Raw genomic sequence first — 17,466 nt, 5'->3', positions numbered from 1 at the left:
TTCACCCGGCCCGCAATAGTCGATGCAGTGACCCAAGTGGGATTCTGAGGGGAAAGGTTTGCCGCCGCTACAGTTTTTTCTGGAAGCTAACGACCAGAAAAAACCCTATCCCCTCAGAGCTCCGCGTTTGTCTTGGACGCAGCCAGAATGACAGCTTCAATGTCTGTGACAAGCCACGAAATTTAGGGGGGAGATGAGGGCATGACGCTTCGATCTGAACGGGATGCCCCAATGTATCATGAACCCTCACCCTCTCCTCAGTCAGACCCTCTGACATTTCTGTCCCGTCAGTTGAACAGTGTGGCCCGGCGCTGGCATGCGTCCGGCTTGAAGATCCACCGGCTCCATGGCGTGGACGACGGGATTGGTGAACCGGAACTTGTTTTCGAATGGTTTGACCGGACTAAGGTCAATGGCTGGATGTTCGGCCCGCTTGATGTCCAGGTTTTGGATGTACAATGGCGACGCCTGTCGCTTCGGAAAGATGTGATGTTCGAAGGCCCATCTCTTGCACTTAGTCAGGGCCACGTGGTGCTGAGTTATGTTGGCAGGCCTGATGCAGGCACCTCGCTTTCGATTGTCCTTGCTGTTCCATCCCTTGAAGCAGACGCCGCCGGTTGCTCGACCGAGATCGACAGACTTCTGCTGGCGACGGTGCCACCTCCCGAGTTCGAATACATGGTTTTGAGCCGGCGGGAACTCGAAGTTGCCCGCTGGATTTCCGAGGGCAAGACATCTTACGAGGCAGCATTGATCCTTGGGATCTCGGAGCACACCGTCAATGAGTATATTCGCTCCGGAATGCGGAAAATGGGTGCGACCAATCGATTGAGCTTTGTTGCGAAGACCATTCGCATGGGGCTGGTTGCGTGACGACATGAACAAAGATGCAATGACACCTGGCACGACAGGACGGAAGAATGAGGCTTCCATGACCTTTGGTGGCGGACGAGAGCCTGATCTATCATGCTTACCCGACCCCGTTCGACATGACGATTGCTGCAAGAGGTCGCGAAATGGATCAGCTTGATCGCGAATGGGTTCTCAAGGGACATATCCCGCTCTCGCATGCCGGTGACATGATCGGTCTCAGTCATCCCGAGTTCAAGACATGGCTGGACGTTTTGGGTGTGACGTCTGAACAGGCAGAACTGAACGCCAGCGTCTTTGAACTCTACCGGATTGATCTGGTTCGAAGACTGCTCGACATGCATTACACGACGGAAGAAATCCGTGATATGCCGCTTCAGGTTCAACGGGGCATTGTCGACAGTGTTCAATCGCGATTGCCTGATCCAGTTGACTGGTCAGTTTTGTTTGACGCTGCCGAAAGACTGGACAAGCAGGCCTGCTTCGAGGTCTTGGGCAGGGCTCTGACAGAACTGGGCTGTCTCCAATTTGCAACGGAGTATTCGTCAGCATTGATGCAGGAAGTGGGTAAACGCTGGTGGCACGGTCAGACGTCCGTCTTCCAAGAGCACTTCATCACAACAGCGCTTCGAACTCACCTCAGCGCAATCATGCTTGAGCAAGTGCCGCATCAAAAACCGGTCCTTCGCACGATCGTGACGACACCGCATGGGGAATTCCACGATATTGGAGCCATGCTCGCCTGCATTGCTGCTCACGAAGCAGGCCACGAGACTGTTTTCCTTGGCTCTCAGCTGCCTGTTGCCGAGATCATGCAGGCGGTGGATTGTTTTGGCGCCCATATTGTCTGTCTTGCATCGTCATTCCTTGAGATGAAACGACTGTGGGCACAAGTTGCCCAACTTCGAGAAGTCCTACCATCCCATGTCGTCATCTGCCTGGGCGGGCGGCAGTTCGATCAGCGGCAATTCTCTTCTCTGAATGCAACCCTGGTCTACGACAATCTGCCATCATTCGATGTTGACATGCGGGCGTTCAGCAGAGTGGTCAAGCAGTGGCTACCAAAGTAGTTTAAGGACGGAACTGCCAGCGACCAGGTCACCTGTTTTTCCATTTGCGGCTGCGAGTTCCTTCGGACCAAGTTTCCAATCGATCCAGCACGATGACGCGCTGGCGCAAGCGGATCGGTCCGGATGGGTTGAGCGAGATGTTGAAAGCCGATGTCGATGCCGCCCCTGATACCGGAACGGTCAACCCCTTTTTTGCTGGAGCGCATCACGGTGGACACGACAGTGCAACCCAAGGCTATTGCCTATCCGACCGACGTGCGGCTTACCCTGAAGGCGCGGCCACCGTCTGCATTGCCGGACAGAAGCGAAGGCTCACCTCCACCATCCGACGCGAACTCAAGCGACGATCAGCCATCGAGGCGACCATCGGTCACATGAAGACGGATGGTCGTTTCGGCAGAAACTTTCAGCTCGGACATGATGACGATGCCGCCAACGCCACCCGTGTGGCCGCAACTCACAAACTGCGCTTCATCCTCAAGACAATCGCCTACTGGTGGCCTTTATGCTGTTTCTTATCCGAAACCGCATAACCCAATAGTTCGCCAATGCCATCACGGCGCAAAATCAATGGCTTCCGAATGGTTCAAAGCGGAAGAAACAGGCTCGCCCTTTTCCCGATCATATCACACAAGCGTCAACTTAAGCGATACACAAGGAGCCAAAAGTCTGAGAAAGTGCTCTCAGCCAAGTGGCATAGAAGGGCCGGACTTGACCGTCCGCAGCACGAAGTTGGTGCGCGAGGCCCGCACGAGCCCGGGGCCGAGCAGCTTTTTCATCATGAAGGCCTCAAGATCCTCCGGATCGCGAACGACGACCTTCATGACATAATCCGCATCACCCGCGATCGAACTGCACTCAATGATCCGATCCTCGGTCTGCACCATGTGGTCGAAAGCTGCGATCGTCTCGGGACCATGGTTCATCAGCGACACATGCACATAAGCTATGGCATGAAATCCCAGTTCACGCGGATTGAGGACAGCTGCATATTTCTCTATCACCCCTGCCTCCTCCAGACGTCTGATCCGGCGCCAGCAGGGCGAAACAGACATGCCGGCCTGTTCGGCCAGATCCTTGGCGCTCGCCCGGCCGTCCTTTTGCAAGAGGGCCAGCAGCTTTTTGTCCAGACTGTCGAGCTCCATCGGCAAAATCCTCCCCGTTTTCCGTCTAGCCTTTCATTTCTTTTCGAGTTTGAAGCAAAAATGACCAAATGAGAACGGAAAAACCGCAAGATCGGGTTTATCTTTGTCACTGAGGAGGAACTCACCATGGCAAAGACAAGCGCCTATACTGCAAAGATCCCTGGCCCGGACGGGCGGATCGCCTATACCGAGGAGGAAAACGGTGTGTGGCGGGACCTTTATGCCCGCCAGGAGCCGAATGTCCGCAAGATGGCCGCGCCGGATTATCTGGCAGGTTTCGACAAGCTGGCCCTGCCCGCCGACCGGGTGCCCCAATGCACAGAGGTGTCCGACGTTCTCGACCGGCATACAGGCTGGAAGGTGGAGCCGGTTCCCGCCCTGATCGGCTTCGGTCGCTTCTATTCGATGCTTGCGGACCGCACCTTTCCAGCGGCATCCTTTATCCGCAGTCGCAAGGATTTCGACTACATCAAGGAGCCGGATATCTTCCACGAGATCTTCGGCCATACCCCGCTGCTGACCGACCCGCGCTTTGCCGCCTTTTCCGAGGCCATCGGCAAGGCCGGTCAAAAGCTGGAGGCCAAGGATTATTCCTGGTTGATCCGCCTCTACTGGTTCACCATCGAGTTCGGTCTGACCAGGGTTGACGGCATCTACAAGTCGCTCGGCTCCGGTTTGGCATCGTCGCCAACGGAGCTTCCCCACAGTGTCAGCGGTCCTGACGTCATCCGCCGCCCGTTCGACGTGATCGACATCCTGCGCACACCTTACCGGATCGACATTCACCAGCCGCTTTATTACGTGCTGGAAAACGTCGACGACCTGTTCAAGGCCGCCGAGCGGGATCTGGCCGCCGATATCCGCAAGGCCCAGTCGCTTGGGCTCTTCGCGCCGCTTTACCCTGTAGAGAAGAGTGCCTGACATGAGCGCAACAGATCTTGCCCAAGCCGTCTGCGAACCTTGCCAGGGAATTGGCGGCACCCTGCCCGCGGACGAAGCCCGCGCCCTGTTAACCGGATTGCACCCCGACTGGACCATGGATGACGAAGCCAGAGCCATTCAGCGCGCTTTCAAGGTCAAAGGCTTTGCCAAGGCGGTTTATCTGGCCAATCTAGCGGCCTATAACGCCGACCGGGATGGACATCATCCGGACGTTGCCTTCGGCTGGGGCTATTGCCGCATCACCTTCACCTCGCACGAGCTGGGCGGTTTGACGAAGAACGACTTCATCTGCGCGGCAAAGCTCGACAAACTGGTCGCCTGAACAGACCCACAAGCCCTCATTCGCCATCCCGGCAAAGCGAAGCGCGAGCCGGGATCGGTGCGCCGCATACCCGTCTGCTTCTTCTGCTCCACGTCGATGGTCGCCCCCCTCGTGCAAGTGCATCACCCACGCAGGCGATGGACATGCTGCTTGCCGGTGAGGCCTCGATGCATCGACGACCAAAAACTTCGGCCTGATCAACCGCATCGTGCCAAGAGGCTATCTCGACCAGGTTGTGGAGACAGATGGCGAGGTCATTGCATGCAAGTCTGCCCACACGGTCAAGAACGACAAGAAAGCCCCCTGCCGTCTCGGGCTGTCCTGGCGCACAATGATGCAGTTTAGGCCGTCACGGCCATCCTGCAGACGCTTCAGCGATCATCCGACCACCAACATCTTGATATCTCGGGCGCTCGCAGCGGCTCCGGCGACGTGGATCCAGACGGTTTGGGAAACTTCGACGGTTTTACCGGATGCGGTCCCTGCCATGAAAGTGCAGCGCTCAACACACTCTCCGCATCTGGCAGGGCAGCATGCCGACTATCTCCTCGAGCAACTTGAACTCTGGAAGCGCGACGCCGCATAGGCATGACCTATGGACGGATCATGTCCTTCACCCTTCACAGGCCTGGCAGACGACGGAAACATCTCAACACAGCATCGTCGCTGATCTGGTCCGGAAAACGATACCCCAAGTCTCGCGCCTTTACATTGATGGTCGCCAAAGCAAACCAGACGCACCTGTCCATGAATGTCCTGAGAGTGGCGCATGAAAAATTTGCATTTGCTTAAATTGAGGGCAAACGCTCACTTTCACTTCAGTTGTATGACTTCTCTGCCAATGCCGACCTGCTGAATGACCGGATTCCGGTCTTCGCGGACAAGTCGTTGTGTAAAACCAACGCCCGTTCACACCTGCTTTCTTAAGCACGCTGGCCGATCATGTTCCAAAGAGCAATACGCAGGCCAGCCGTGCTTGACCTGCAAGAACATGAGGGACGTTATGGGGCGCTTATCGATTGCCCGACTGCTGATCCTTTTTGCGGTCGTGGTTGTTTCCGGCTTAGCAGCATCAATTGGGCTACAGAGCTACACCTTGGAACGGCTGAAGATTAAAGGGCCGATCTACAGCACGATTATCGATGGCAAGGATCTGATTGCCGACATTCTGCCACCGCCTCTCTATGTGGTCGAAGCGTATATGCTGGCGAATGAAACAGCATTGCATCCCCAACGGGCTGGTACGAACTTGGCGAACATCGATGCGCTGGCATCCGAATATGAGGTTCGCAGACAGTATTGGAAAGAGTCAGCGCTGCCGCAGTTTCTGCAAGACAAGCTGCTTGCTGATGTTCTCGTCAAGGGTGACGCCTTCTGGAGCGATTTCCGGGCAAAATTCCTGCCGGCTGTGGCCACCGGGGATGCCGAAGAAATGCGTCAAGTCACCACCATACTGGCTGACCGCTTCTGGGCTCATGACGTCGCTGTCCGCGAACTTGTCGATATGGCCGGCCAACATCTTGTCGCTCAAGAAGACATGGCCCAGAATACATCCAGCTCCCTCGGACTGGCTGCGGGAGTCGGGAGTGCACTGTCGGTTGCACTCTTCATCACGGGGATATGGTTCTTCCGTCGCCGTGCGATTGTGCCTCTGTCACGCATCACCAACTACATGTCAGTGCTTGCGGCAGGGGATCTCAGCAAGGAAGTCCCGTTCTCCTCGCGAAGCGACGAAATCGGCACCATGGCGCATTCCGTGGAAGTGTTCCGTCAGGCCGCTCTGGAGCGAAAGCGCATGCGTCTGGATGTCGAGGAGGCTCGTACGCGCAGCGAAGCGGAGCGGCTCCAGCGCGAGAAGCTTACTGCTGAGCAAGCAGCAGCTCTTGCCCAGGTTGTCGACACTCTGGGCGCCGGGCTCGCCCGGCTCGCCGAGTGCAACATTCGGTACACGATTGACGAACCGTTCAGTGGTGAATTCGAACCGTTGCGACGGGATTTCAACACTGCATTGGCCGCCTTCCAGGCAACCCTTGTAGATGTGCTGGAAGCAACCAAAACAATTCATGAGAATGGACTGGAAATGCGTTCGGCTTCTGAAAACCTGGCGCGGCGCACCGAGCAACAGGCAGCTGCACTGGAGGAAACCTCTGCTGCCCTGGAGCAGGTTGCCGTCACCGTCAAGCAGTCGTCTGAACGGAGCATGGACACAAAGCGGCTTGTCGGAGAAGCGAAGGTCTGCACGGAAGAATCGAGCAAGGTCGTGAATGATGCCATCGACGCGATGAAACGAATTGAGCAGTCATCCAACGAGATTGGCCAGATCATCGGCGTGATTGACGAGATCGCGTTCCAGACCAATCTCCTGGCTTTGAATGCTGGCGTGGAGGCCGCGCGGGCTGGGGAAGCAGGAAAGGGCTTTGCAGTCGTTGCCCAGGAGGTTCGCGAACTTGCCCAACGCTCAGCGACGGCTGCGAAGGAGATAAAGGTCCTGGTTGCCAATTCGGGTACGGAGGTTGATGCTGGCGTCAGACTGGTTGCCGAAACCGGAACTGCCCTGAACCGGATTCAAGATTATGTCCAGACGATAAACCGCAATGTTGAAGCCATATCAACTGCAGCGATGGAACAGGCTGTTGGACTGAAACAGATCAGTTCTGCAGTCAATGATCTCGACCAGATGACGCAGCAGAATGCTGCGATGGTCGAAGAGACGTCCGCTATCAGCCATACCTTATCTGGAGGCTCGACGCATTTGACCGAGCTGGTCAGTCGCTTCACCCTTAACAGGAGGAGCAAGGTCCGTGATCGAGGTGACGTCGCACATGATCATGAACAGACCCGGGACGCGGTCGTTCCCAAAGTGGCATAATGTCATGAAATGATCCTTTGATCCCCGGTACTTAAGGACCTGGAGAACCGAATAGCATGGCGCCTTAGCTGTCGCCCTGCTAGATTTATGAAGAACATCGAATTCAGGAAGGTGCAGCTATGGACGAGACATCCCGTGTGCAATTGTCTCACCTTCTCGAGCAAATGATCATCAAAAACGAAGCTCTAGGGCAGAAGGTCACGGCCTTGACCATGGTTTGTGCCTACCTTCTGACGGAGCAATGCCGGGCAAGCGACGATCCGAAAGCCACGCTCGCTCGCATGGAAGGCGAGCTCGGTGGAATGACCGAGGCGATCGCGCTGCAATACAAGGGTGAAACAACTGTGGCCGGGAGCTCCACCGTCCACATCACCCAGGTAATCGAATCGGTTCTTCGTCAAACAAGTGATGTCGTCCTTAATCTGATTTGACGCATGTTCTCCGCAAACCGTGGTATGAGTTCTGCCCGTGGGATGAAGATCCGGGTCTTTCGATGGCCCCCGATCGAACACGCATCCTGCATGATAAGTTGTTGTTTTTGTTGCATACGAAATCTCGAAAACCCTCCGAATTGATAGGTTTGAGCGCTTGTCATCCAAGCCTATGGCCGCCGATATCTGGTTAGGCCGATAAAAGTGCTTCTGCAGGCAATGCGCTTGCCGCTTCTATCAATCTCTAATGAAAGTCCGTAACCATCATCCCATATCCTGATGGCGCCGCTGGCAGCCAACACGCAGATCAGGTCAGAAGCCATTCGCCATGAAACACTATCCGATCGGGCCGAACGAAACAAAACGCCTGCATGCCCTTGAGAGCATTGCCAGCGCAGAGACGCAATCAAACCAAGCTCTGCAGGCAGTTTGCCGGACGGCCGAACGGCTGTTTGGAGTACCGATTGTCCTCGTCTCGCTTGTTGAAACAGACCATCAATGGTTTGCGGCAAAATGTGGTTTGACCATTGATCGAACTGCGCGCGAGATTTCGTTCTGTGCCCATGCAATTTGCCGGGATGAGGTTCTGGTCGTTGAGGATGCGCGGCTTGATGAGCGGTTTTCTGACAACCCGCTTGTCACCGGCGCGCCCGGAATCAGGTTCTATGCCGGCGCGCCCCTCATATTTGAAGAGGGCGTGCGGATTGGTACGCTTTGTCTGATCGACCGTAGGCCGAGAGCCTTGTCAAACGAGGACCGGGAGCGGCTGATTGATCTTGCCGCTGTGGTGACATCGATCCTGCAGTTGAACAGATCGAGAGCTGACGCCTTGACCGATAATGCCGAGCAGAAGGCCAGGCAGGAGGCTCTTGCTGTCACGAACAAATCGCTGACGGAATCCAAAGGGCGGCTATCGCACTGGACTCGGTTGTCCTCCGATTGGATATGGGAGACCGATGCAGACCATAGGTTCACTTTTGTGGAGGGCGATTCTGTCGCCCATCGCCTGGATTTCGCGGCATGGATCGGTGGAAGGCGCTGGGAGATCCTCGGCGACACCACAGAGGATCAGCTTGTTTGGAAGCGATATCGTGCAATGGTAGAAGGGCAACAGCCGATCCGCGAATTCTGCTTTTCCACCAAACGAACAGACGGCGAAACCATCGTTGTCGAAATCAACGCAGATCCTGTTTTCAATGACCAGCAAGATTTCATTGGATACAGGGGGATAAGCCGCGACGTTACGAATCGAGAAGAGCTCCTCAAGCGCCTCAAGCGCGCGGAACTGATTGCGAATGAAACACAACATGCAATCATCATCACTGATGAGTTTGCCCGCGTAACCTGGACCAATCCAGCCTTTACGACCATGACCGGTTACGGACTTAATGAAGTCAAGGGCCGAACACCGGGCTCTGTTTTGCAATGCGCAGAAACCTGTCAGGAAACCGTCAAGGCGATCCGAACGGCCTTGCGTCGTGGCGAAGGGATAAGGACAACGATCCTCAATCAGGCAAAAAATGGAGAACGCTACTGGCTGGACATTGAGATCCGTCCGGTCCGTGATGCCGATGGGCGTCTGGAAGGCTTCATAGCCCTGGAAAATGATGTAACTGCGTGGATCAACGAGACCAATCGAAAAAGTGCAGTGTTCGAAAATGCCACTGCAGGAATTGTCATTCACAATGCAAGCGGCGCGACGGTCGACTGCAATCAAGAGGCCTTGCGCATTCTGGGTGTCACGGCAGATCAACTTCTGGGGCGCACAGTCACCGATCCGGCCTGGCATCTTGTCAACGAGCATGGCGAACCCTTGAGTTTCCACGAGGCTCCTGCCGTACGTGCCTTGACCGGCGATACTCCGGTCCGGAACCAGATTGTCGGTGTCCGACATGCCGATGGTCGCTGCCGATGGTTGCGGGCCAATGCGCAGGTGTTCCTAGTCGACGCCAACGAGCGCCAAGTTCTGGTCAGCTTCACTGATGTCACGGAAGAAGAAGACGCGCGCCGCGAGATAGAGAAGGGCCGCGAACTTCTGTCGAGCATTATCGAGACCATTCCCGATGCTGTCGCCGCTTACGATGCTGATGACCGGCTCCTCCTCTGCAATTCCGCATACAAACAGTTTTACTCCACATCTGCGCCGGCCATAGAAACAGGTACGCCGTTTTCGGACATTCTTCGCTATGGCCTCGCGCGAGGACAATACAAGGATGCGGGTCGAAGCGAGAGTGAGAGGGAAAGATGGCTGGCTGACCGTCTGAGGCGGCATAGGGACCCCAAACCCGAAACCATGCTCCAGCATCTGGACGACGGACGCTGGCTCCAGGTACGGGAACGCCTTTCGCCATCCGGGATCATCGTTGGAGTTCGGACAGACATTACTGCCATCAAGCGTGCCGAGGAGAGGATTCGGATTGCTTCAGAGTCGGACCACCTGACGGGATTAGCCAATCGCAATGCTTTCCTGCAGCGTTTCAAGCGGACGCTGGAAGGAGGACGGCATAACGACCGCAAGGGCGTCGTGGCTCTGATCGATCTTGATCACTTCAAAGACCTCAATGATACTTCTGGTCATGACGTCGGCGATGCCTTTCTTCAACAGATATCGGAGCGACTTCAGGGTGCCGTAAGACCGAATGACACCGTGGCTCGACTGGGCGGCGACGAATTCGCCCTGTTGCTTCCGGGCATCACCGATCGATCCCAAGCAAAAACTGTTATCGCCCGTCTTATTGCCAATGTTACCCGGCCGCTTTCAGTTGGCGGGAAGCAAATAGACCCACAAATGTCTGTGGGCGTGGCCATGTATCCCGAGGATGGGAAAGATGTGACAACTCTTCTTAAGAATGCCGATATCGCAATGTATGAGAGGAAGAAGAGCGGTCGTAACGGCATCACGATTTTTGACCAGCAGCAGAAGCAGCAGTTGTCGCGTCGCAATTATGTGGCCGAATGCCTGCGAGAAGTTCTGCGCACGGATGGTCTTGACGTAGCATTCCAGGCGCAGGTTGATCTGCAAACCGGACGCCATCTGGGGTTTGAAGCGCTTGCACGCTGGAGCCATCAACAGGAGACAATTTCGCCAGCAGAGTTCATTCCGATCTCAGATGAGTTTGGCCTTTCAGCTGACATTGATCTGCAGGTTCTCAAGAAGAGCCTGAAGCGCATTCGCCTTCTGAAGGACGCGGGATTGGATCCAGGACGTGTCGCTGTCAATCTTGGAACGCTCACGCTACGAGATACCGCGTTACCCGAACGAGTGAAGGATCTCCTGGACAAACACGGCCTGAACGCAAGCGATATCGAGATAGAAGTGACCGAAAGTGTCATGATCGGTCGGGGGCACGAAAAGGTGAAGGGTAACCTGCTTTCGCTGCAGCGTCTGGGCGTGTCGGTCGCCTTGGATGATTTTGGAACGGGCTATGCATCCTTGACGCACCTGAAGGATTTTTGTGTCGACAAGATCAAGATCGACCGGGCTTTCGTCAGCGAAATCGCATCGGATCGCAGTGACGAAATGATTGTCAAAACGATCATCTCGCTGGCGAGATCACTGAATATAAGGGTCGTTGGCGAAGGAATTGAGACCGAGGTTCAGGCAAAGATGTTGGCGGGTTATGGCTGTCATGCGGGACAGGGTTTTCGTTTTCACCGGCCGGACGTTTGTCTTGAAAGCATCGGTCGCTACCTGAAAGGCTCAGTCTCCCCACCAACGGGCGGGGCTTGAAGAAGCATGTGCGACCTGAATTCGATATCGACCGTTGCCCCTCGCTGCGCCGAGCACGGCGCGGTCTCGCTTTAGAAGGTCCTCCATCCTGTGCTTTTGCGGTTGTCGAGGCCGTCGCGGGCCTGTGTCTGGCGGCTCCGAGAACACTTGGCTGCGGCTGAACTCTTTTTTGAGCTGGTGTAAGCGCCCAGTGACCGACACGCGCAAAAGGTGCCGAACATGACGAGGCTGTTGATTTACGACAGCGCTCTGCATCTGGAGTCAAACTTAATGTGCGGAACTCGCAAAAAATCGATCCAGGCTGGCTTGCCTTGTGCTTTCGCCGGTTGCACTCTCTTCAAACGCTCTGGTGATGAATTCGCCGGTTTTTGGGTCAGGTTAACAAACTAAGGAAATGAGAGGACGACTTGAGCAATCCCCGCGCCGTTCTGATTGACAACCACCCCGGACGCTCAACCCAGACCTTCGGTCTTGCGGTTCAGATCGGTACCGACCCAGGCCTGATCCACGAACCATCGGTTGGCGTTGTCGGTACAAGAGGTGATAGCCAGTGTTATCTTGGCGTGGCTGCAAAGGTGGAGGCGATCCACGAGGCGCTCAAGCGCCGGATAGGACGCGGGGAAGGGCAGCTGAAGTATCGCCTCGTGCAGCCAGAGTTCACCATTGCGACGTCAGACGGAATGCGCAATGGCACGCCCGAAATGCGCTATTCGCTGCTTGGTCGAGAGATAACGCATGATGCACTCTGCGAGCACTTCAGCGCGACCGGACTTGCCGGTGCGATTGCAGTCGTCGCCTGTGACAAGCCGCCGGTCGGAACTCTCGCTGCGATGCTTGAGCACAACCTACCGGCCATCATCATGTCCGATGGTCCAATTCGTCCCGGCAAGGACCCGAATACGGGCGAAGCTCTCGACATAGTCAGCGCGTTTCAGGCTGCCGGCCATCCGGACCCTGAATACAGGCACCACATTGCCTGCCACGCCTGTCCGGGTTTTGGCAGCTGTGGTGGCATGTTCACTTACAACACGATGCAGACGTTTATCGGTGTTTTGGGAATGCAGCCACTTCACATGGTCGCACCTGCGTCAGACGACCCGAGGCGTTTGCATGAGTTCCCCGACCAACTGGTTACGATCCTGGCCCGCATGATCGAGAAGGATCTCAAGCCTCGTGATATTGTGGTGCGAGATTCCCTGCGAAACGCCACAATCGTTGCCATGGCGATCGGTGGCTCGACGAATGCGCTGCTGCATGCACCGGAGATTGCGCGCGCCGCAGGTTTTGAGGACTTCTGGAAAGACATAATAACCCCAGAGGAGTTCAATCATCTGTCGCGTAACGTTGTGCCGGTTCTGACCAATGCGCGGCCCTATGGCACATATTCGATGGTCGACATTGACCAAGTTGGCGGGGTGCAGGTGATCGTGCGCGAACTGCTCGAGGCGGGGATGCTCAATGGTGACGTCCTGACCTGTACCGGGGAGACGCTTGCCGAGCAGGTCGCCAGCCTTAACGCGAAACGGGCTGACGGTGTTGTCATCTATCCTGTTGAATCGCCGTACAAACCAACCGGCGGCCTTCGGATGCTTGGCGGGAACCTGTCACCGGAGTTTTCGGCGATCCTGAAGCTGGCGGGTGTCGAAGGTGGATTGGAGAACAACGTGTTCCGTGGCAGGGCACGTGTGTTTGACGGACAAAAGGCACTTCTGGAGATGCTGGACAAGACGCCCGAGGCTTTCCAAAACAACGATATGATCATTGTCCGCTACGAAGGGCCAAGTGGCGCTCCCGGCATGCCGGAAATGCTTGATCCGACGGCTCGCATCACGACACTCTGTCGTGAGCGTGGTATAGTGATTGCCCTGATGACCGATGCACGCTTCTCCGGTGGCTCGATCGGGCTCGTGATCGGTCATGTTGGTCCGGAAGCCGCCGTTGGTGGTCCGATCGCTCTGGTCGAAGATGGCGACGAAATTGTTGTTGACCTCAACACCAATGAAATCAACTGCAGTGCGCTTGAGGATCCGACGGTTCTGAATTCGCGCAAGGCTGAGTGGGACAAAGTCGTAGCAGCGAACGGCGGCGTTCATCCGCTGTGCGGGATAGCAGACACGCGCTTATTGCATCGCGCTCGCCATATGGCCGTGCCTGCGCGTCGCGGCGCAGGTCTCCACCCCAACCAAACCGTCTGGGTGCGCGATCCACGTGACGCCGGGCGATCAGACTTTGTTCCCCGGAACAAGTTCCGGTAGGCGCCAAGGGAACCCTTGAGGAGCATCCATAAAAGGCGACCCTGGATCAGCCAGGCGGGTGGTCTGGCTTGATGCGGCAAGCTGGTGACGTCACGCCTGATGACTTGCGACACTGCGTCCACATGGTCAGCGTGATGGCACATGTCTCGCCCAATTGCAGCCAAGCCCGCGCATGACAGGAGTGGCAGCAGGATTCCGGTTGCGTGATCCGGCGTGCAAGACTTGCCCTACCAGCGAGTTGTTCGACGTTCTATTTTTGACAGCTTTCGGATTCATCTGACCAACCGCCTTGGGTGACAGTCCGGTGCGAAGACGGATACCAAATGTCGATCCCATAGGTCCCTATGATCGAGATTTGGTATGACCTTGCGGCTCGACTGCTTCGCACGCGGTGTCATCCGATGGATGATGGTTCAAGGTTCCATGGGGATCACGCCGGCGCTCCCGTCGCTCATTGTGTTGCGGGAATGTCTACATGGCTCAATTTTGCGTGGAAACCACCAGAGACCAATCGACACCGGATGCGCCAGGTATGTGCTCAGGTGTTGCAGTCCAAGACAGCCGATCCTTCAAGCCAAAGCCATACGCGATGCAAATCGGACACCGCAGATGGCGCGTAAGAGGCTTGGCGCAATACAAGCCGCTTCCAAAGGATGCCAAACTGCACGAGCGGCCGTTCAGCCAGATGCCATCTACAATCAGTAATGCATGGCATCAGCCATCTGCATGACTTCCAGCGCCGATTGCGCGACAATGTCGGCTCCGAGGCTTTTGAAAGTTTCTGGCTGCAATCTTACTGCCGGTCCACCGATTGCAACCTTGGTTCGTCTTGTCATTGGACTTGCATGGATCCGACGGATTGCGTCAGAGCATTGCGTCGCATCGGAAACCTGCCCAACCGATATGCCAAGCAGTTGGTAGCGAGCCTTGAGCAGCTTTTCATAAAGGCTGTCATCGACCTCAAGCTCGACGCCGCCGTCAACTTCCCACCCCATATCCCGGAAGCAGGTGGCGACGATGGATACGCCAATGGTGTGCATGGTGCCTCGGGTTCGGGCAAGCAGAAGGCGCCGATCAGGCCTGCGTTCCTTCACCAGTTTGGCACTGGTGTGTGACAGGTGGTTGATGATCATCCCCAGTCGAGTGGAGGCGACGGCGATCTGCATGAAATCCGCTTCGTCGGTGCACCAGAGGTTACCGAGTCTCGCCGCGACGGGTGCGAAAAGCTGGATTGCGAGCGTTTGCATGGGGACATCGCTTCGCTGCAATTCCTCCATCAGGTCTCGGTGGCTGCGGGGATCGGCGTCAATCAAGGATCGGATCAAAGCCGCGCGATAGCGCGTCGCTTTTTCGGTACCAGGCATCTGACGTGCCACGGGGTCCAATTCGGGATGCAGTCGCAGATCAAATTCCTCGGGAATATCCTTGGCGTCTGGTCGCGCGGTCAGTTCAGGGTGGCCGGCACCAACCATGCGTGAAACGCGGCCACGGATGGCCTGTTCCAGGATCTGGTGGTCACGGTTGTTCAAGTGCGCGTCTGCGCGAGGTTGTGTGGAAGGGCTGTTTTGCGGCATGCCGGGGATCGATTGTCCCCTTTCGTCCGGCGGCCCCTCGGAATCATTGCTGGCCATTTCCCCCTCCCGGTAACAGGCCTTGATCGTCTGGCTCCTCCGACGGCTTAAGCTACCGCATCAGAGAAGCTGCGCCAAACAGATTGTAGTCTAATATTGACGAATTCTGTTTTAGGTGCAGTGCAGCAACCCTTTGGTGATGATTTTGCCCTTCTTCTATGGAAAGATGTCAAACTCGTTCTTCTGCGGTCTCGCCTGTGCTTCGTTGTTTCGTTTTTTCCCAGACCTCGCGGACGAAACCTGCAATCTGATGGGCATTCAGACCGGCTTCCTCATACATTTCCTCCGGCGACCCCTGTGCAATAAAGCTATCCGGCAAAGTCATGCTACGGATTGCGCACCGGCCATCCAGAAGTCCAGTATCAGCCAGATGGTGAAGAACCAGCGCCCCGAAGCCGCCGGTTGCGCCTTCTTCAATCGTCACGACTACTCTGTGCCTGCCGATCAGATCTGAGATCAAGCGCTTATCCAGTGGCTTGGCAAAACGTGCATCGGCAATGGTGGCCGAGATGCCCGCACGTGCCAGCATTCGGTGCGCAATCAGACATTGCTCAAGGCGCGCACCGAATGAGAGGATCGCGACATCCGTCCCATGCTCAACAATTCTTCCCTTGCCGATCTCAAGAGGTTCCGGACATTCCGGTATTGGAGCCCCGGTCCCTTCACCGCGTGGATAGCGAAATGCGATCGGACCCTCGTCGTGACGAGCAGCTGTTGCGATCATGCGGGCCAGTTCCGCCTCGTCGGCTGCAGCCATCACGGTAAAACCAGGCAAGTTACATAGGAATCCGACGTCAAAGGCGCCTGCATGGGTTGGTCCATCTGCGCCAACCAAGCCGGCCCGATCTATGGCAAAACGGACCGGCAGGCCCTGCAGAGCCACATCGTGAACGATCTGGTCATAAGCCCTTTGGAGAAAGGTTGAATAGATCGCGCAAAACGGTCGCATGCCGCCGGCCGCCAATCCGGCAGCAAAGGTTACGGCGTGCTGTTCTGCAATACCGACATCGAAGCTACGCTCCGGAAAGGCCTTCTGGAACAGGTCGATCCCCGTACCCGTTGCCATCGCGGCAGTGATCGCGACGATACGGGGGTCGCGCTCGGCCTCGGCGATCAGGGATTTGGCGAAAACCTTCGTGTAGCTGGGTGCCTTGCTGGCGGTCTTTACCTGCTGCCCGGAAGATACATCGAAGTTTGCTACCCCGTGGTATTTGTCTTCCGATGCTTCGGCATAAGCATAGCCCGCGCCTTTTCGCGTTACGCAGTGGAGCAGGACCGGACCGTTTGCGTCCTGTTTCAGCGCCGTCAGCTTGTCCAGCAGCGTGTCGAGGTCATGACCATCAACGGGGCCGTGATATTCAAAGCCCAGATGTTCGAAGAGACAACGATTGCTCATGGTCTGGGACAGGCCGTCACTCTCGCCTGCTGCGACGAGGCTGGAAAGGTAAGAGGAGAAGGCTCCGGTCGAGGGTGAGATCGACATCGTATTGTCGTTGAGGATGACAAACAGTCGTTTGCCCAATGCGCCCGCATTGTTCATCGCTTCATAGGCCATGCCGGCTGACATGGCGCCATCTCCAATGACACAAACAACCTCGCCTCGGTCGGCTCCGAGTTCTCGAGCAACTGCGAAGCCGAGTCCGGCAGAAATCGAGGTTGAAGAGTGAGCGGCGCCAAAGGGGTCGTAAGCACTCTCGCGACGCCTTGTGAAACCCGAGAGCCCATGGCGTTTGCGCAATGTACGCATCTTATCGCGACGGCCCGTCAGAACCTTGTGAGGGTAGCATTGATGACTGACATCCCAGATCACCTTGTCCACCGGCGCATTGAACACGGCGTGAAGGGCGACCGTCAGTTCAATCACCCCAAGGCTTGAGCCGAGATGACCGCCTGTCTCTGAAACAATGCGGATGATTTCGTTTCGAAGCTCAACGGAGAGCGCGTTCAGTTCCGGTCGAGACAGTGCTTTCAGATCCTGGGGATCGTTTATGCGATCGAGACAGGGTGTCAGCGTGGACACTACGTTTTCAGAACTCAAGCCCATTGCGATTTCCTCCCGCGCATGAGCCCAACGTGCCATTCGATAGCTTTGGTTTCCCTTGGCTTACACACGACCGATAGGGTCTGTGTGGGATCGGCTGGCAATTGGCTTTGCTTTCACATAATCAGGGAAGTGTCGCGATCTGTAAACTTCTTTTTAC

At 56.1% G+C, this 17,466-nt stretch carries 11 protein-coding genes and 1 pseudogene; 9 read left to right on the top strand and 3 right to left on the bottom strand.

Going from position 1 to position 17,466, the window contains the following annotated elements; genetic code table 11:
- Positions 1-201: 201 nt before the first annotated feature.
- From FE840_RS02540 to FE840_RS21165, 3 genes and pseudogenes are all read left to right on the top strand, one after another.
- Positions 202-873, top strand: coding sequence for a helix-turn-helix transcriptional regulator (locus FE840_RS02540; protein WP_138288602.1), 672 nt, complete (start codon positions 202-204; stop codon positions 871-873).
- Positions 874-941: 68 nt separating this feature from the next.
- Positions 942-1,940: a cobalamin B12-binding domain-containing protein gene (locus tag FE840_RS02535; protein WP_138288601.1), complete on the top strand. Its 999-nt coding sequence runs from the start codon at positions 942-944 to the stop codon at positions 1,938-1,940.
- 45 nt (positions 1,941-1,985) lie between these two features.
- A pseudogene (locus tag FE840_RS21165) lies at positions 1,986-2,437 on the top strand (hypothetical protein); the annotation flags it as partial.
- A gap of 186 nt (positions 2,438-2,623) precedes the next feature.
- Here the strand turns inward: FE840_RS21165 and FE840_RS02525 are convergent.
- Positions 2,624-3,085 (bottom strand): Lrp/AsnC family transcriptional regulator, encoded by a 462-nt coding sequence (locus FE840_RS02525; protein ID WP_138288599.1) that lies wholly within the window; start codon positions 3,083-3,085, stop codon positions 2,624-2,626.
- 126 nt (positions 3,086-3,211) lie between these two features.
- Between FE840_RS02525 and phhA the strand changes: the two genes are divergently transcribed.
- From phhA to FE840_RS02495, 6 genes are all read left to right on the top strand, one after another.
- Positions 3,212-4,006 (top strand): phenylalanine 4-monooxygenase, encoded by a 795-nt coding sequence (phhA, locus tag FE840_RS02520; protein WP_138288598.1) that lies wholly within the window; start codon positions 3,212-3,214, stop codon positions 4,004-4,006.
- A gap of 1 nt (position 4,007) precedes the next feature.
- Positions 4,008-4,349 (top strand): 4a-hydroxytetrahydrobiopterin dehydratase, encoded by a 342-nt coding sequence (locus FE840_RS02515; protein WP_138288597.1) that lies wholly within the window; start codon positions 4,008-4,010, stop codon positions 4,347-4,349.
- Between the two features lie 1,003 nt (positions 4,350-5,352).
- Complete coding sequence (locus FE840_RS02510; protein WP_171033773.1) at positions 5,353-7,218, top strand: methyl-accepting chemotaxis protein; 1,866 nt, start codon at positions 5,353-5,355, stop codon at positions 7,216-7,218.
- A gap of 119 nt (positions 7,219-7,337) precedes the next feature.
- Entirely contained in the window at positions 7,338-7,649 is a 312-nt protein-coding gene (locus tag FE840_RS02505) for a hypothetical protein (RefSeq protein ID WP_138288596.1), read from the top strand.
- A 328-nt stretch (positions 7,650-7,977) separates the two neighbouring features.
- Positions 7,978-11,379 (top strand): EAL domain-containing protein, encoded by a 3,402-nt coding sequence (locus tag FE840_RS02500; RefSeq protein WP_138288595.1) that lies wholly within the window; start codon positions 7,978-7,980, stop codon positions 11,377-11,379.
- A 407-nt stretch (positions 11,380-11,786) separates the two neighbouring features.
- Positions 11,787-13,634 (top strand): dihydroxy-acid dehydratase domain-containing protein, encoded by a 1,848-nt coding sequence (locus tag FE840_RS02495; protein WP_138288594.1) that lies wholly within the window; start codon positions 11,787-11,789, stop codon positions 13,632-13,634.
- Positions 13,635-14,332: 698 nt separating this feature from the next.
- Here the strand turns inward: FE840_RS02495 and FE840_RS02490 are convergent.
- Complete coding sequence (locus FE840_RS02490; protein ID WP_246318835.1) at positions 14,333-15,265, bottom strand: cobalamin B12-binding domain-containing protein; 933 nt, start codon at positions 15,263-15,265, stop codon at positions 14,333-14,335.
- A 169-nt stretch (positions 15,266-15,434) separates the two neighbouring features.
- Entirely contained in the window at positions 15,435-17,309 is a 1,875-nt protein-coding gene (dxs, locus tag FE840_RS02485; protein WP_138288593.1) for a 1-deoxy-D-xylulose-5-phosphate synthase, read from the bottom strand.
- Between the last annotated feature and the right edge of the window lie 157 nt (positions 17,310-17,466).

It is taken from the genome of Peteryoungia desertarenae, assembly GCF_005860795.2.
Classification (GTDB): Bacteria; Pseudomonadota; Alphaproteobacteria; order Rhizobiales; family Rhizobiaceae; genus Allorhizobium; species Allorhizobium desertarenae.
Note: the sequence above shows the minus strand (reverse complement) of the source record. Positions and strands in the feature narration are given on the sequence as shown.

What these genes read in the sequence shown, in the direction of transcription:
- phhA (WP_138288598.1), top strand. Translation starts at nt 3,212, where the DNA reads ATGGCAAAGACAAGCGCCTATACTGCAAAGATCCCTGGCCCGGACGGG.
- FE840_RS02510 (WP_171033773.1), top strand. Translation starts at nt 5,353, where the DNA reads ATGGGGCGCTTATCGATTGCCCGACTGCTGATCCTTTTTGCGGTCGTG.
- FE840_RS02515 (WP_138288597.1), top strand. Translation starts at nt 4,008, where the DNA reads ATGAGCGCAACAGATCTTGCCCAAGCCGTCTGCGAACCTTGCCAGGGA.
- dxs (WP_138288593.1), bottom strand. Translation starts at nt 17,309, where the DNA reads ATGGGCTTGAGTTCTGAAAACGTAGTGTCCACGCTGACACCCTGTCTC.
- FE840_RS02525 (WP_138288599.1), bottom strand. Translation starts at nt 3,085, where the DNA reads ATGGAGCTCGACAGTCTGGACAAAAAGCTGCTGGCCCTCTTGCAAAAG.
- FE840_RS02500 (WP_138288595.1), top strand. Translation starts at nt 7,978, where the DNA reads ATGAAACACTATCCGATCGGGCCGAACGAAACAAAACGCCTGCATGCC.
- FE840_RS02540 (WP_138288602.1), top strand. Translation starts at nt 202, where the DNA reads ATGACGCTTCGATCTGAACGGGATGCCCCAATGTATCATGAACCCTCA.
- FE840_RS02505 (WP_138288596.1), top strand. Translation starts at nt 7,338, where the DNA reads ATGGACGAGACATCCCGTGTGCAATTGTCTCACCTTCTCGAGCAAATG.
- FE840_RS02490 (WP_246318835.1), bottom strand. Translation starts at nt 15,265, where the DNA reads ATGGCCAGCAATGATTCCGAGGGGCCGCCGGACGAAAGGGGACAATCG.